The sequence below is a fragment of the Actinoplanes sp. NPDC004185 genome (assembly GCF_053603475.1).
In genome coordinates this window covers 16,879-32,129 of sequence record NZ_JBSGFR010000046.1, presented here as the reverse complement: position 1 = coordinate 32,129, position 15,251 = coordinate 16,879, and the positions used below count along the sequence as shown (strand labels likewise).

The following is a 15,251-nucleotide window of genomic DNA, read 5'->3' as shown; positions in this document are numbered from 1 at the left end:
CCGAGGGAGCTGAACGGTGCGGATCACGGGCACTGGCCACGCGAGCATGCGGATCGACACGGCCGCGGGCAGCATTCTGTGCGACCCGTGGGTCAACCCGGCGTATTTCGCGTCGTGGTTCCCGTTCCCGGACAACTCCCAGCTCGACTGGGAGAGCCTCGGCGACGTCGACTACCTGTACGTCTCGCACCTGCACCGCGACCACTTCGACGCCGAGCACCTGAAGCGCTTCATCAGCAAGAAGGCCACGGTGCTGCTGCCGGAGTATCCGACCAGCCAGCTCGAGGACGAGTTGCGGGAGCTGGGCTTCACCAGCTTCTTCAAGACCCGCAGCAACGAGGTGCACGAGCTCGACGGCGGGCTCAAGGTCATGATCCAGGCGTTGATCAGCCCCACCGACGGCCCGATCGGCGACTCGTCGCTGTGGATCGAGCACGACGGCGTCCGGGTGCTCAACCAGAACGACGCCCGCCCGACGGACCTGTCCACCTTCGCCGAGCTGGGCCACGTGCACGCGCACATGCTGCAGTTCTCCGGCGCGATCTGGTATCCGATGGTCTACGAGCTGCCGCAGGCGGCCAAGACGGCGTTCGGCAAGCAGAAGCGCGACCGGCAGTTCGACCGCACCTGGCGCTACATCGACGACCTGAAGGCCGACCACGTCTTCCCGATCGCCGGCCCGCCGTGCTTCCTGGACGACGAGCTGTGGCAGTTCAACGACATCCACGGTGACGAAGGCAACATCTTCCCGGACCAGTCGGTCTTCATGAGCGAGTACGCCAAGGTCGGCGGCACCAACGGCGTCGTGCTGCTGCCGGGCAGCGTGTCCGAGCTCACCACCGGCTCCATCGAGACCACGCACCCCACCGACGTGGACGGGTTCTTCGCCAACAAGAAGGCCCACCTCGAAGAGATGCGCGAGCGCAAGGCGCCGATCATCGCGGCCGAGAAGGCGTCGTGGCGGCACCCCGAGATCGACGTGCTGGGCGAGCTCAAGAAGCGCATCGAGCCGCTGCTCGAGGAGTCGATCTACCTGGCCAAGGGCGTCGGCGGTCCGGTCCGCTTCGACCTGCTGTCCTACGACGGCGAGTCGGTCGAGTCGATCGTGGTCGACTTCCCGGGCAAGCAGGTCCGGCCGTACGCCGACGAGAAGGTCCGCTACCGCTTCAAGACCCAGCGGGAGCTCATCGAGCACCTGATCTTCATCGACGAGGGCGACTGGGTGAACTCGCTGTTCCTGTCCTGCCGCTTCTCGGCGGCCCGGATCGGCCAGTACAACGAGTTCGTCTACGCGTTCTTCAAGTGCCTGTCCGAGGAGCGCCTGCAGTACGCCGAGGGCTGGTACGACGAGCACGAGAAGTCGGTCGACGCCGAGGACACCGAGCTGGGCGGCTGGACGGTGCAGCGCCGCTGCCCGCACCTGAAGGCGGACCTGAGCCGCTTCGGCATCGTCGACGGCAACGTGCTGACCTGCCAGTTGCACGGCTGGAAGTTCGACCTGCCGACCGGCAAATGCCTCACCAGCGTCGGCCACAAGATCCGCGCCGAGAAGACGGCGGCCGAGCCGGCCGCGCGAGCGGAGTAACGCCGGGCCGTCCCGGAGCGCTCTTATCTCTGGCATTGATCGTCAGAGCGCTCCGGGAGGGACCCATGGACGACATCTGGGCTTACCGTGTCAGCCGGCAGGGCGAGACGTCCCTCGTCACCCTGTCCGGCGAGGTCGACATGAGCGCGGAGGACGAGCTGGCCGAGGTCCTGCTGGCTGAGGTGTCGCGTTCCGGCATCTCGTGCGTGGAGATCGATCTCGACGCGGTGGAGTTCCTGGACTCGTCCGCGATCAACGTCCTGGTCCGGGTCTTCAACGCCGCCCGGGAGGCCGGCCGGGAGCTCCATCTCGTCCGGGCCCACCAGACGCCGCTGAAGGTGCTGGAGATGACCGGGCTCATGCCCCTGCTCGCTCCGGGTGGCGGTGCTCCGGTCAGCGGCCCAGGTCAGTGAGGATGCGCTTGGCGGCGTTGTGACCGGCGGCGCCGATCACACTGCCGGCCGGGTGCGCGCCCGCTGAGCCGGCGTAGAGGCCGTCCAGCCCGGTGGCGTACGGCATGCGCTCGTCGAAGGCCACCGTGTTGTCGACGTGATGGATGTGGCCTCCGGTGATGCCGAAGTGCCGCTCGATGCCCGGCGGGGTCAGCGGCATGGTGTCCGCCACCAGCTCCGACGTGCCCGGTGCGTAGCGGTCGACGATGGCCAGCAGGCGCTCGACGTAGCCGGGCAGCTCCGCGTCCCACGACGACGACGCCAGCTCGTAGGGCACCGACTGGACGAACAGGGCCGACGAGTGGTGGCCCGCCTCGTCCTGCAGCGACGGGTCGACGGTCGTGTGCAGGTACCACTCGATGGTCGGTTCCGCCGGCAGCCGGCCGGCCTGCACGTCCGCCCACATCGCGCGCAGCGCGGCCATCGGCGAGTCCGTCTCGGCCAGGCCGGCCAGACCGGCCGAGCCCGGCAGCAGGTGGATCGTCGAGCCGAACGGCGACGCCGCGTCCCCGGGCAGGCAGGAGAAGCGCGGCAGCCCGCTGAGCGCGAGGTTGACCTTCAGGGTCGTGCCGGGGCGGCGGACCGCCGCCATCCGGTCGGTCAGGGCGGTGGGCAGCGCGCCCTCCGGGACCAGGCTCATCAACCTGTACGGGTCACACGAGCCGAGCACCACCCGGGATGAGATCGCCCGCCCGTCGGCCAGGACCACGCCCGTGGCAGAGCCATGGGACACGGTCACCTCGGCGACCGGGGTGCTCGTGAAGATCGACGCACCGGCGGCGCGGGCCGCGTCGGCGAACGTGCGCGAGACCGTGCCCATCCCGCCCGCCGCGATCATCCACGTGCCGTCCGAGCCCGGCAGCCGGCACATGTTGTGCACCAGGAAGTTGTGGCCGGTGCCGGGGTCGTCGGGGCCGGCGTTCAGCCCGGACAGGCCGTCGGTCACCGTGTACATGCTCATCAGCAGTTCGCTCTTGAAGCCGAACCGGGACAGGTAGTCGGCGACCGAGCCGCGGACCAGGTCGATGAAGGTGCTCTGCAGCTGGGGGCGGATGTGCCGGTCGGCGACCTCCTCGACCGTGCCGGGCTCGCGCAGCCAGGCCGGCGCCAGGTCGGCCCGCAGGGCCGCGATCTCCACCTGCATCGCCTCGTCGGCGGCCACGTCGCGCGGCGAGAAGAACCGTTGCATCTGCGCCCGGGTCGCCTCGCGGTCCGTGCCGAACAACAGGTACGGCGAGCCGGGGCCGCCCGGGGTGGGCAGGAAGTAGTGCGGGTCGCGGCGCAGCACCGGGATGTCCACGTCGAGCGTGCGCAGCAGCTCCGGCGGCATCAGCCCGAGCAGGTAGGAACCGGTGGACTGGCCCAGGCCGGGCACCCGCGGGAACGGCCGCTCGGTGCGGGTGGCCCCGCCGAGCACGTCGGCCGCCTCGAGCACGACGACGTCCAGTCCGGCGCGGGCCAGCAGCACGGCGGAGACCAGGCCGTTGTGGCCGGCCCCGATGATCACCACGTCCGCGCGTTCGGGCAGAGAGCTCATGGCAGCGGAGCCTAGCGCGCCAATCGGCTGACGGTCCGGGCCAATTCGACCTCGAAAAGTGGCTCCACGTCCGTCATGGCCCACCTGAGGTGGCCGAAAACCTCCATCGCGACGATGCCGTACAACCGGGTCCAGGCGGCCACGAAGAGGTAGATCACGGGCAGCGGGAAACGGTCACCGAAGGTGTCCAGGTACGGCTTGAACAGCTCGCGCAGGGCCGGGTCGGGCAGGTCGGGCGCCTCGCCGCCGAACGGGTGCCGGGCGTAGTGCTCACCCAGCACCGTGAAGAACGTCTCCCCGAACCGGGCCCCGGCGTCGTTGAGCGGGCCGCAGCGCTCGGCGTACGGGGTGACGCCGGGCACCGGGCTGCCGAACATCAGCGCGAACTCGGCCGGCCGGTCGAGGGACCACCGGCGGAAGGCCCGGGCCATGTGCCCGACGCGGACCAGCGGCTCCTCGTCGCTGTGGGCCTGGGCGGCGTCGGCGACCGCGGCCCGGAGATCGGCGAACAGATCGGTGACGATAGCCAGAATCAGGGCATCAAGGCTGGCGAAGTACCGATACAGGGCGGGGGCGGTCATGCCGAGGTCGCGGGCGATGGCGCGCAGCGAGATGGCGGCCGGGCCACCGGCGACGAGCAGACGGCGGGCGGCTTGCTTGATCTCGGTGACGGTCTCCGCGCGCAGCCGTTCGCGGCGGCTAGGGGGTGTCTCGTCGATCATGGCGTCGCCGAGCCGAGGTCCAGGTTTCGCGTCGCAAGTGGGCCGGGCGGTCGAATACCGGGGTTGTATTCGGCCGTTCGGACCGCGCCGCGAGGCGGAAGCTGGGCCCGGCGCAGGCCGTCATGATCGACGAGACACCCCCTGAGCGTGGTCGTCGTCATAAGAGGGCTCCGTTGACGAGGCTGAACGGTGTTTGCGAGGGTGAACGGCGTTCACTGAGGTGGCCAAGATCTGAAGCGACTCTAACGGGCCGTACGGGAGGCAGACACATGTTCGGCTGGTGGGGCAGGGCGGTCGTCCGGCTGCGCTGGTGGGTCATCGCCGTCGCGTTTGCGCTGGTCGTACTGGGCGCGACCTGGGGCGCCGGGGTCTTCGGCTCGCTCACCGGCGGTGGTTACGACGACCCGAACAGTCAGTCGAACAGGGCAGCCGCGGGCATCGCCGAGCAGCTCGGCCGGCGGGACCCAGACCTGCTCGTGCTCTGGTCCAGCCCCACCGGCACCGTCACCGACCCGGCCTTCCGGACGGCGGTCAGCCAGGCGGTCGGGCGGATCCGGGCCGAGGCGGACGTCGACCGGGTCGCCGCGTACACCGACGAGAACGCGCCACCGGCTCTGGTCAGCACCGACCGGCGATCCACCTACGCCGCGGTCTACCTGCGGGCCACCGACGAGGACGGCCAGGCCGACGCGTACCACCGGATCGAGCCGGCCTTCGCCGCGCCCGGCCTGACCACGCAGGTCGGTGGGGTGGTCGCCTTCACCGACCAGGCCAACACGCAGACCAAGGAGGACATCACCCGGGCCGAGATCTTCTCGCTGCCGATTCTCTTCATCCTGCTCGTGGTGATCTTCCGAGGGCTGATCGCGGCGCTGTCACCGCTGGTCATCGGCGGTATCGCGATCCTCGGGGCGTTCGTCGCGGTGCGGCTGCTGACCTACCTGACCGACATCTCGGTCTTCGCGATCAATGTGATCACGCTGCTCGGGCTGGGCATGGCCGTGGACTACTCGTTGTTCGTGGTGAGCCGCTTCCGTGAGGAGCTGGCCAACGGGCAGGACGTCAACGGCGCCATCCGGGCGACTGTGGCGACTGCCGGCCGTACCGTCGCGGTCTCGGGCCTCACGATCGTGCTGGCCCTCTCCAGCTTGCTGATCTTTCCGCAGCCCTTCCTGGGCGGCCTGGCCATCGGCGGCATGGCCGCCGTGCTGATCGCGATGCTCGCCGCGCTGACCGTGCTGCCCGCGGCGCTGGTCCTGCTCGGCCACCGCATCGACAAGTTGCGCATCCCGCTGCCGCGCAGTTCGCACCCGGGCGCCGGCTGGGCCCGCATCGCGCACAGCGTGATGCGCCGCCCGGTGCTGTACGTCGTCGGCGTGCTGGTCGTGCTGGCCGCCTTCGCGGCACCGTTCCTGCGGGTGGAGTTCGGCGGCTTCGACGAGCGGGTGCTGCCGCCCGGCACCTCCGCCCGGGTCGTCGGCGAACGGCTCGACAGCGGCTTCCCGGGCGGCGGCGAGGACCCGATCACCGTCCTGGTGACCGGGGCGCCGGCCCCCGGGCTGGCCGAGCGGATCGCCGGGCTGCCCGACGTCACCGCCGCCACCGTCACCGCCGAGCGCGGCGCCTCGTCGCTGATCACCGTGACCTACCCGGGTGAGCTGCCCCGCGCCGGGTCCCGCGAGATCGTCTCGCGGATCCGGGAGCTGCCCGCGCCGGCCGGTGCCGAGGTGCTCGTCGGCGGCCGGCCCGCGATCGACCTCGACCTGCTGGAGAGCCTCGCCGCCGGGCTGCCGTGGATGGCCCTGATCATGGCGGTGGCCACGATGCTGCTGCTCTTCCTGGCCTTCGGCTCCATCCTGCTGCCGATCAAGGCGGTGCTGATGAACCTGGTCTCGATCGGCGCGTCCTTCGGCGTGGTCGTCTGGATCTTCCAGGAGGGCCACCTGGAAGGCCTGTTGCGCTTCGAGTCCACCGGCTTCATCGAGCCCAGCAACATGATCCTCGTGCTGGCCGTGCTCTTCGGGCTGGCCACCGACTACGAGGTGTTCCTGCTCTCCCGGGTGCGCGAGGAGTGGGACGCGAGCGGCGACAACACCGCGGCGGTCGCCTCCGGGCTGCAGCACACCGGCGGCATCATCACGGCCGCCGCGGTGCTGCTGATCACCGTGGTGGCCGGCTTCGCCACCGGCGGGGTGACCGTCATCAAGACCATCGGCATCGGCATGATCGTGGCCATCATCGTGGACGCGACACTGGTCCGGGCGCTGCTGGTCCCGGCGACGATGCGGCTGCTGGGCCGCTGGAACTGGTGGGCGCCGGGTCCGCTGAACCGCTTCTACGGCCGCTACGGGATCCACGAGACTCCCCCTCCACCGAATCCGCCGGCCGCGCCGGAGCCGGATCGGCGGCCCGCACCCGTCTAGCCCGCTGGAAGGCGCTGGCGCTCTGGGTCGCGGCGAAGCCGGCCAGCAGGATGACGTGGAAGAGGTAGAGCCACAGCCCGACGGCGACCACGCCGCCGATCTCGGTGAAGCCGCCGAACGGCACCCCCAGGTCCAGGGGCAGCGAGCAGAAGAGCACGAAGCCGTGCAGGAAGCCGGAGAGGTTGGCCGCGGTGAAGGAGCCGACCAGCGTCGTGGCCAGCCACTCCGGCCGGCCCGGGGCCACCCCGCGGTAGACCCAGATCACCACGGGGGTCAGGACCAGCCAGGCGGCGAAGAAGGACAGGACCACGCCGGCCACCGCGTACCAGCCGCCGCGCACCCAGAGACCGCTGGTCACCGGCAGGGCCAGGAACAAAGCCAGCAGCAGGGCGGGGGAGGCGGCCAGCAGCGGCAGCCACAGGATCCGGCCGCGCCAGCCGACCAGAGCCTCACCCGGCTCGCGCAGGGAGACGAAGGCGCGGCGCAGGCCCTCGCCGTACAGGGTGGCGGGCAGCAGGCTGGCCACGGCCAGCATCGGTGTCAGGTGCAGACCGGCCTCGATCAGGGCGGCGAGCGCGCGGGGCGCCCCGATGGCATCGGGCAGCGCGTCGATCGTGTGCCCGGTGAGCCGGCGGACCCGGTCGGCCCCGGCGATCAGGCCGGTGATCCAGATCGCCAGCAGTGCCACCGGCACCACGGCGATCCCGGCGTAGAAGGTCACCGCGGCCGAGTACAGGGCGAGGTCACGCCCACGGAGCAGCCGGAACGGCGCCGACAGTTTTCGGCGCACGTCCGCCACCCGGGATCTCATGGCACACCCATACCCAGCGCGACGCCACGATCCACCCGCCGGCGCCTGGACGCGGCAGGGGAAGATGAACCTCATGCGTGAGTTGGTACTGCTCGGCTCGACCGGATCCATCGGCGCCCAGGCCATCGACATCGTCCGGCGCAACCCGGACCGGTTCCGGGTGGTCGCGCTCGGCGCCGGCGGTGGCAACGTCGAGATGCTGGCTGCGCAGGCCCTGGAGCTCGCTGTCGACGTGGTGGGCGTGGCCCGCTCCAGCGTCGTGCAGGACCTGCAGCTCGCCTTCTACGCCGAGGCCCAGAAGCGCGGCTGGGCCACCGGCGACTTCAAGCTGCCGAAGATCGTCGCCGGGCCGGACGCGATGACCGAGCTGGCCCAGTGGCCCTGTGACGTGGTGCTCAACGGGGTCGTGGGCAGTCTCGGGCTGCCGCCGACGCTGGCCGCGCTGCGCTGTGGCCGTACCCTCGCGCTCGCCAACAAGGAGTCGCTCGTCGCCGGCGGCCCGCTGGTCAAGGCCGCGGTGACGCGGCCGGGGCAGATCGTGCCGGTCGACTCCGAGCACTCCGCGCTGGCCCAGTGCCTGCGCGGCGGGTCGGCCGCCGAGGTCCGGCGGCTGATCCTGACCGCCAGCGGGGGCGCGTTCCGGGACCGCCGGCGCGCGGAGCTGACGAACGTCACACCCGAGGAAGCGCTCAAGCATCCGACGTGGGACATGGGCCCGGTGGTGACGATCAACTCCGCGACCATGGTCAACAAGGGCCTCGAGGTGATCGAGGCGCACGAGCTGTTCGACGTGCCGTACGACGCCATCGAGGTGATGGTGCACCCGCAGTCGGTGCTGCACTCGCTGGTGGAGTTCGGCGACGGCTCCACGCTGGCCCAGGCCAGCCCGCCGGACATGCGGCTGCCGATCGCCCTCGCGCTGGCCTGGCCGGAACGGGTGCCCGACGCCGCGGCGGCCGTCGACTGGACGCTGGCGCACAACTGGGAGCTGCGCCCGCTGGACGACGAGGCGTTCCCGGCCGTCCGGCTGGCCAAGGCCGCGGGCACGGCGGGCCGGTGCCGGCCGGCCATCTACAACGCCGCGAACGAAGAGTGTGTGGCCGCGTTCGTGTCCGGTCGGCTACCTTTTCTGGGCATCGTCGACACCCTCGAGGCGGTGCTCGCGGCGGCACCCGATTTCGACGAGCCGGGTACCGTCGAGGATGTGCTTACCGCGGAGGCCTGGGCGCGTGCCCAGGCCCAGCGGATGATCGCTACGGCGGCTGAAGGAGCCTGATGCTGTACTGGTTGGGGACGGCGGCCTTCGCGCTGGCTATCTTGATCTCGGTGAGCCTGCACGAGCTGGGCCACATGATCACGGCGAAGCGCTACGGGATGAAGGTCACCCAGTACTTCGTCGGCTTCGGCCCGACCATCTTCTCGTTCCGCCGCGGCGAGACGGAGTACGGCCTCAAGGCCATCCCGCTCGGCGGCTTCTGCAAGATCGTCGGGATGACGCCGCAGGACGACGACGTCTCGGCGCAGGACCAGCCGCGGGCCATGTGGCGCTTCCCGGTGTGGAAGCGCACGGTCGTCATGTCGGCCGGCTCCCTCACCCACTTCGCCCTCGCGATCGTCGCCGCCTGGTGCGCCGCGGTCTTCGTCGGCCTGCCCAACCCCGACGTGCCGCAGACCGTCCAGCAGCAGGTCGCCCTGCCGGCCCGGATCACGGTGGCCGACTGCGTGCCGATCGTGCTCAGTGAGAACGAGTGCAAGGTCGGCGCGGGCACCGATGTTGCCGGGCCGGCCGCCGCCGCGGGGCTCCGGACCGGCGACATCATCACCAAGGTCGGCAACACCCCGATCACCAGCTACGGCCAGCTCACCGACGCCATCCGCGGCAGCAAGCCCGGCCCCACGGTCTTCGAATACACCCGCGACGGCCGGCCCGGCACAGCCACGGTCACCATGATCGCGGCGCAGCGCCCGCCGCTGGACGACCCGGAGGGCAAGGTCACCGAGGTCTCGGTGGTCGGCGTCGGCCAGAGCATCGACATCCCCGGCACGGTCACCTACGGCCCGCTCGACGCCGTCCCGGCCAGCCTGCGCTACGACTGGAGCCTGGTCGAGGGTTCGTTCGTGGCGATGAAGCGGATCCCGGAGAAGATCCCGGCGCTGTGGAACTCGATCACCGGCGACGAGCGCGACCCGAACACCCCGATCAGCGTCATCGGCGCGAGCCGGCTGGGCGGCGAGGCGATCGAGCGCGGCGTGCCCGAGATCTTCCTGCTGATCTTCATCTCGCTGAACGTCTTCATCGGCATCTTCAACCTGCTGCCGCTGCTGCCGCTGGACGGTGGCCACATCGCCATCGCCTGGTACGAGCGGGCCCGCTCGTGGGTCTACGGCAAGCTGCACAAGCCCGACCCCGGCCGCGTCGACTACTTCAAGCTGATGCCGCTGACCTACGCCGTCATCCTGATCGGTGGGGCGTTCACGCTGCTCACCGCCACGGCCGACGTGATCAACCCGATTACCATCTTCTCTAAGTGAGAGTGCGCACATGACCGCTGTCAGTCTCGGTATGCCGGCCGTACCGCCGCCGCCGCTGGCCCCCCGCCGGCAGAGCCGCCAGATCATGGTCGGCAACGTGCCGGTCGGCGGAGGTGCGCCGGTGAGCGTGCAGTCGATGACGACCACGCTGACCGCCGACATCAACGCGACGCTGCAGCAGATCGCGGAGCTCACCGCGTCCGGCTGCCAGATCGTCCGGGTCGCCGTGCCGTCGCAGGACGACGTCGAGGCGCTGCCCGCCATCGCCAAGAAGTCGCAGATCCCGGTCATCGCCGACATCCACTTCCAGCCGCGGTACGTCTTCGCCGCCATCGACGCCGGCTGCGCGGCGGTCCGGGTCAACCCCGGCAACATCCGCCAGTTCGACGACAAGGTCAAGGAGATCGCCAAGGCCGCGGGTGACGCCCGGGTGCCGATCCGGATCGGTGTGAACGCGGGCTCGCTGGACAAACGGATCATGCAGAAGTACGGCAAGGCCACCGCCGAGGCACTGGTCGAGTCGGCGCTGTGGGAATGCTCGCTGTTCGAGGAGCACGGCTTCCGCGACATCAAGATCTCGGTCAAGCACAACGACCCGGTGGTGATGATCCGCGCGTACCGCCAGCTGGCGGAACAGTGCGACTACCCCCTGCACCTCGGCGTCACCGAGGCCGGCCCGGCGTTCCAGGGCACGATCAAGAGCGCCGTGGCGTTCGGCGCGCTGCTGGCCGAGGGCATCGGCGACACCATCCGGGTCTCGCTGTCGGCCCCGCCGGTCGAGGAGATCAAGGTCGGCCAGGGCATCCTGGAGGCGCTGGGTCTGCGCGAACGCGGCCTGGAGATCGTCTCGTGCCCGTCCTGCGGCCGGGCCCAGGTGGACGTCTACACGCTGGCCGAGCAGGTGACCGCGGCGCTTGAGGGCTTCCCGGTGCCGCTGCGAGTGGCGGTCATGGGCTGCGTCGTGAACGGCCCGGGCGAGGCCCGCGAGGCCGACCTCGGTGTCGCGTCCGGCAACGGCAAGGGTCAGATCTTCGTCCGGGGCCAGGTCATCAAGACGGTCCCGGAGTCGATCATCGTGGAGACGCTGGTCGAGGAGGCCCTGCGGCTGGCCGACCAGATGGGCGCCGAGCTGCCGGACGAGCTCCGCGAGCTGCTGCCCGGCCCCACCGTCACCGTCCACTGAGCATGCCGCCGCCCGGTTCCGGCCCCCTCAGCGGGGACCGGGCCGGTCGGCGTGGCGCCACTGGGCCGGGGTCGCCTGGTGCTCGGCGCGGAACCGTTTGATGAAGTAGCTGACATCGGGATACCCGACCCGGTGGCTGATCGCCGCCACGGTCAGGTCGGTCCCGCTCAACAGCAGCCGGGCCTGCTGCATGCGCCGCTGGGCGATCCACTGCTGGACGGTGCGGCCGGTCTTGCGGCGTACCACGGTGGTGAGGTGCCCGGTGGTCAGGGCCAGTTCGGCGGCCACATCGCTCAACGAGATGGGCTCCTGGAAGCGCCGCTCGATCACCTCGAAGACGGCCGCCAGCAACGGCTCGTCGGACGACCGCAACTGGCCGGCGACGTCGTCGGACAACCGGGACGCGCCCACCAGCGCCAGCGTCAGGTGGGCGAGCGCGGCCTCCTGGTAGCCGTCGCGCCGGGCCCGCAGCTCGGCATCAAGCACGGCGAAACGGGCCATCCAGCCGTCCCGGTCGGCGGCGGCCACCTGGAGGCGCTGCGCGCGGTCGATGCCGCGGGCGAACGGGAACAGCAGCGGGTGCGAGCGCCAGGACGAGTAGGCGCCGGGCGTGCCGGGGCGGATGACGTCGGCCGGGAACCAGACCACCCAGCCGTCGGCGGCGACGTCCTCGTGCGGGCCGGTGAAGGACACGACCTGCCCGGGAGCGACGAAGAACAGGTCGCCGTCGGTCACCGGCCACTCCCGTTCGTCGATGACGATCGTCCCGGCGGCCCGGTGCGCGTAGAAGAGCACCAGGAAGTCATGGGTGTGCGCGCCGACGGGCGGCTCTCCGGCCGGGGGGAAGTCCGGAAGGCGGTTGATCGCGATCGGGGCGGCTCCGGGAACGTGGCCGAAGGCGATGACCGGCACACCTTGCCCGGTCGCCCCCACCTGCCGGGTCCGCCCTCGCGCCGGCACCGAAGAACGTCGCATCCCGGCCACGGATCCGCCGTTGTTCGCTCCACCGTCCCGCATGAGGCTGAGAGTACGACGTAATTTCGTCGGACTCGACAGGAGCGCGACATGACCGGACAGGCGCACGCCCGGGACGACCAGCACTATCTGCCCGCCATGGGCAAACACTGGCTGCTGCCCCTCTACGACCCGTTCACCCGGCTGGCCCGGATCGGCCGCATCCACGGGCAGCTGCTCGACCGCGCGGACCTCCGGCCCGGCGGGCGGGTCCTGGAGATCGGCTGCGGCACGGGCAACCTGCTCACGGCCCTCGGGCGCCGGGCGCCCGGCATCGAGGCCGTCGGCATCGATCCGGACCCGGCCGCACTGCGCCGGGCCCGCCGCAAGGCCGCCCGGCGCAAACTACCGATCCGGTACGAGCAAGCCTTCGCCGGCAACCTGCCCCTGCCTGACGCGAGCTTCGACCGCGTCCTGTCCTCGTTCATGCTGCACCACCTCGACGACGAAGAACGCCGGCGTGCCTTGGGCGAGGTCCGGCGCGTCCTGCGCCCGGGCGGCGAGTTCCACGTGGTCGACATCGACGGCACGCCGTCAGGCACCCGCAGAACGCACCGCCATCCACTGGTGGCGGCCAGTGTCCCGGAACGCCTGCTGGCGGCAATGGCAGAGGCGGGCCTGACCGGCGTCACCGAGAACGGCCGCGAACGGGCCCGCTTCGGCGCCTACGCCTTCTACCGCGCCGAGAAGTGACAGCAGCGGTGTGGTGGGGCCACCTTAAGATCGGCCGATGAGAAAGCCGGCTCCGGACGCCGCGATCATCACCGGCGTCCTGCTGACCGCGGTCGGTTACCTGCTGCCCTGGTTCCGCCTCACCCCACGGTTCGAGTGGTGGTACTCCGGAACGCGGTACCTCTCCGAGGGCGCCGGCTGGACCTGGTGGGTGTACGTGTTCCTGGGCCTGACGTTGGTGGCGGGACTGTGGGCCCGTACGTCCCTGGACGCGGCCATGGCGGCAACGGCAGCCGGCGTGGCGAGTGCGCTGTTCGCCGCCGCCGTCGTGGCGTTCAGCTTCGCGCAGTACGACGTCGACAAGGGCATCACCTGGGCGCAGGACATGCCGTTCGGGATCGGCCTGCCGGTCCTGGCCACCGGCCTGGGCCTGCTCGCGGCCGCGTGCGTCCGGGCCGTCGCGGTCAACGCCGTCGAGACCAGCCCCAACTGAAGCGCACCCGATGCGGAGCGCGTCCGATCGCGTGAAGGCCGGCGCGACGGGCGGGTGCCCGGGCGACCATCGCTCTCAGCCCGGCGGCGGGTGATCAGCGGGAGATTCTCCCGGCTCGCCGGTGTGCGGGTGGCCGACGGTGTTGCGGTTGTGGGCTACCGGCCGCCGTAGCGGAAAAGCATGAGAGGGGCGCACCCACCGGAATGGATGCGCCCCGGCGGATCACTCGTCGGCGAGGATCGCGTAGAGCTTGCGCTTGGTCTCGTTCAGGACTTCCAGGGCCTTGTCGCGCTGCTCCGGAGTGCCGTTGAAACCCACCTGGCGCAGCGCGTCCATGATGCCGACCGCCGCGTCGCGGAAGTCCTGGACCTGCGACATGGTGTCGTTGCTGAACTGGGCCCACGGCGGGTTCTCCGCCGCGACGGTGGCCTCCTCGCGGCCCGCGTCCGTCAGGGTGAAGCGCTTGCGGCCGCCGGCCGCCTCGGCCTCGATGAGGCCTTCGTCCTCCAGCAGCTGCAGGGTCGGGTAGACCGAGCCGGGGCTCGGGCGCCAGATGCCGCCGGTGCGGCTCTCCAGCTCCTGGATCATCTCGTAGCCGTGCATGGGCCGTTCGAGCAGCAGCGCCAGCAGGGCCGGTCGCACATTGGGCCGGCTGCCGCGGCCGCCGCGTCGATGGCCGCGTCCGCCGGGGCCGAAGCCTCCGGGCCCGAAGCCGCCGCCGGGACCGCCGAAGCCGGGGCCGCCCTGGCCGAACGGGAATCCGGGCGGGAAGCCGAAGCCGCGCATGAGGCCCTCGCGCAGGCTGCCGGGGTGGACGTGTCCCTCGCGCATGTGGTGGTGTCGCATGACTTTCTCCGATCTGTTGTCGATAGTTAGACGATATATCGGCAACATGTCAGGCGCAAGGGTTTCTCCGATCCGAGGGGGCGGCACGGGTGTATCCGGGCTGCCATCTGGCAATCTGGTACCTGTGTTGACGGTGCCCATCCGCCAGCTCGGCGAGTCCGAGCGGGCGACGGTCGAGCGGATCCTCGACCAAGACCCGTACGCCGGCGCCCAGATCGCCGAGCGCGTGGCGGCGTATGGGCTCAACTGGTGGCGCTCCGACGGCCGGATCTACGGGTACGGCCCGGGCCGCCGCATCGAATCGCTCTGCTGGTCCGGGGCCCACCTCGTGCCGGTGTGCACGACGCCGGCCGCGGTGGCCGCCTACGCCGACCTGCTCGGCGCCGAGCCGCGCATCTGCTCGTCGATCATCGGGCGGGCCGACGCCGTGCTCGACCTCTGGGAACGTCTCGGCGGGCAGTGGGGTCCGGCCCGGGACGTGCGCCCGCACCAGCCGCTGCTGGTCGCCGACCGGGAGGCGCCGATCGCGCCCGACCCCGAGGTGCGCCTGGTGCAGCCCGGCGAGGTGGACCAGCTCTTCCCGGCCGCGGTCGCGATGTACACCGAGGAGGTCGGCGTCTCGCCCCTGGTCGACGACGGCGGCCGCGGCTACAAGCGGCGGATCTCCGAGCTGGTGCGCTCGAAGCGGGCCTACGCGCGGTTCGTCGGCGACCGGGTCGTGTTCAAGGCCGAGCTGGCCATCGTCACCCGGCGCACCACGCAGGTGCAAGGGGTCTGGGTCGACCCGGAGTTCCGGGGGCACGGAATGGCCGCGGGCGCCATGGCGGCGGTGCTGCGCGACGCCCTGCGCCGGGTCGCGCCGACCGTGAGCCTGTACGTCAACGACTACAACGCACCCGCCCGCCGGCTCTACGCCCGCTGCGGCTTCGTGCCGAACGGCAGCTTCGCCACCGTCCTCTTCTAGACCCGGCCCAGCTCTGT

General features: G+C 71.0%; 13 protein-coding genes and 1 pseudogene. 9 read left to right on the top strand and 5 right to left on the bottom strand.

Translation table 11 applies throughout. The features are described from left to right. The first annotated feature begins 22 nt into the window (after positions 1 to 22). A complete protein-coding gene (locus ACWEOZ_RS35065) occupies positions 23 to 1,585 on the top strand; it encodes a Rieske 2Fe-2S domain-containing protein (RefSeq protein ID WP_451914995.1) in 1,563 nt (520 codons plus the stop codon). A gap of 65 nt (positions 1,586 to 1,650) precedes the next feature. Then, on the top strand, positions 1,651 to 1,998 hold the full coding sequence (locus ACWEOZ_RS35060; protein WP_451914959.1) for an STAS domain-containing protein: 348 nt from the start codon (positions 1,651 to 1,653) through the stop codon (positions 1,996 to 1,998). Here ACWEOZ_RS35060 and ACWEOZ_RS35055 read toward each other — a convergent pair. Further along, a complete protein-coding gene (locus ACWEOZ_RS35055; RefSeq protein ID WP_451914958.1) occupies positions 1,979 to 3,574 on the bottom strand; it encodes a phytoene desaturase family protein in 1,596 nt (531 codons plus the stop codon). The two genes, ACWEOZ_RS35060 and ACWEOZ_RS35055, sit on opposite strands and share 20 nt — an antisense overlap. Positions 3,575 to 3,585: 11 nt before the next feature. Then, the gene (locus ACWEOZ_RS35050; RefSeq protein ID WP_451914957.1) at positions 3,586 to 4,296 is read right to left on the bottom strand and encodes a TetR/AcrR family transcriptional regulator; all 711 of its coding nucleotides are present in this window, start codon (positions 4,294 to 4,296) and stop codon (positions 3,586 to 3,588) included. A 269-nt stretch (positions 4,297 to 4,565) separates the two neighbouring features. On the opposite strand from ACWEOZ_RS35050, the gene ACWEOZ_RS35045 reads away from it, so the two are divergent. Then, on the top strand, positions 4,566 to 6,719 hold the full coding sequence (locus tag ACWEOZ_RS35045) for an MMPL family transporter (protein ID WP_451914956.1): 2,154 nt from the start codon (positions 4,566 to 4,568) through the stop codon (positions 6,717 to 6,719). On the opposite strand, the pseudogene ACWEOZ_RS35040 reads toward ACWEOZ_RS35045, so the two are convergent. Further along, positions 6,715 to 7,530 (bottom strand): annotated as a pseudogene (locus tag ACWEOZ_RS35040) (YhjD/YihY/BrkB family envelope integrity protein); the annotation flags it as partial. The gene ACWEOZ_RS35045 and the pseudogene ACWEOZ_RS35040 overlap by 5 nt on opposite strands. Positions 7,531 to 7,594: 64 nt before the next feature. Here ACWEOZ_RS35040 and dxr point away from each other — a divergent pair. Genes dxr through ispG form a run of 3 tightly spaced genes read left to right on the top strand, consistent with a single transcriptional unit; the run spans position 7,595 to position 11,245 of the window. Continuing rightward, on the top strand, positions 7,595 to 8,806 hold the full coding sequence (gene dxr / locus ACWEOZ_RS35035) for a 1-deoxy-D-xylulose-5-phosphate reductoisomerase (protein WP_451914955.1): 1,212 nt from the start codon (positions 7,595 to 7,597) through the stop codon (positions 8,804 to 8,806). Continuing rightward, positions 8,806 to 10,062 (top strand): M50 family metallopeptidase, encoded by a 1,257-nt coding sequence (locus tag ACWEOZ_RS35030; RefSeq protein WP_451914954.1) that lies wholly within the window; start codon positions 8,806 to 8,808, stop codon positions 10,060 to 10,062. Before dxr ends, ACWEOZ_RS35030 begins: the two co-directional genes overlap by 1 nt. Positions 10,063 to 10,072: 10 nt before the next feature. Next, positions 10,073 to 11,245: a flavodoxin-dependent (E)-4-hydroxy-3-methylbut-2-enyl-diphosphate synthase gene (gene ispG / locus ACWEOZ_RS35025; protein ID WP_360549866.1), complete on the top strand. Its 1,173-nt coding sequence runs from the start codon at positions 10,073 to 10,075 to the stop codon at positions 11,243 to 11,245. Between the two features lie 27 nt (positions 11,246 to 11,272). Here the strand turns inward: ispG and ACWEOZ_RS35020 are convergent, their stop codons facing one another. Next, positions 11,273 to 12,157 carry an AraC family transcriptional regulator gene (locus ACWEOZ_RS35020; RefSeq protein WP_451914994.1) on the bottom strand — a complete coding sequence of 295 codons (885 nt, stop codon included), beginning with the start codon at positions 12,155 to 12,157 and terminating at the stop codon, positions 11,273 to 11,275. Between the two features lie 153 nt (positions 12,158 to 12,310). Between ACWEOZ_RS35020 and ACWEOZ_RS35015 the strand changes: the two genes are divergently transcribed. Beyond that, positions 12,311 to 12,952, top strand: a complete 642-nt coding sequence (locus ACWEOZ_RS35015) for a class I SAM-dependent methyltransferase (protein ID WP_451914953.1) — start codon at positions 12,311 to 12,313, stop codon at positions 12,950 to 12,952. A 37-nt stretch (positions 12,953 to 12,989) separates the two neighbouring features. Continuing rightward, the gene (locus ACWEOZ_RS35010; protein ID WP_451914952.1) at positions 12,990 to 13,424 is read left to right on the top strand and encodes a hypothetical protein; all 435 of its coding nucleotides are present in this window, start codon (positions 12,990 to 12,992) and stop codon (positions 13,422 to 13,424) included. A 222-nt stretch (positions 13,425 to 13,646) separates the two neighbouring features. Here the strand turns inward: ACWEOZ_RS35010 and ACWEOZ_RS35005 are convergent, their stop codons facing one another. After that, positions 13,647 to 14,270, bottom strand: coding sequence for a PadR family transcriptional regulator (locus tag ACWEOZ_RS35005; RefSeq protein ID WP_451914951.1), 624 nt, complete (start codon positions 14,268 to 14,270; stop codon positions 13,647 to 13,649). Positions 14,271 to 14,394: 124 nt separating this feature from the next. Here ACWEOZ_RS35005 and ACWEOZ_RS35000 point away from each other — a divergent pair, with 124 nt between their 5' ends. Beyond that, a complete protein-coding gene (locus tag ACWEOZ_RS35000; RefSeq protein ID WP_451914950.1) occupies positions 14,395 to 15,234 on the top strand; it encodes a GNAT family N-acetyltransferase in 840 nt (279 codons plus the stop codon). The last annotated feature ends 17 nt before the right edge of the window (positions 15,235 to 15,251 follow it).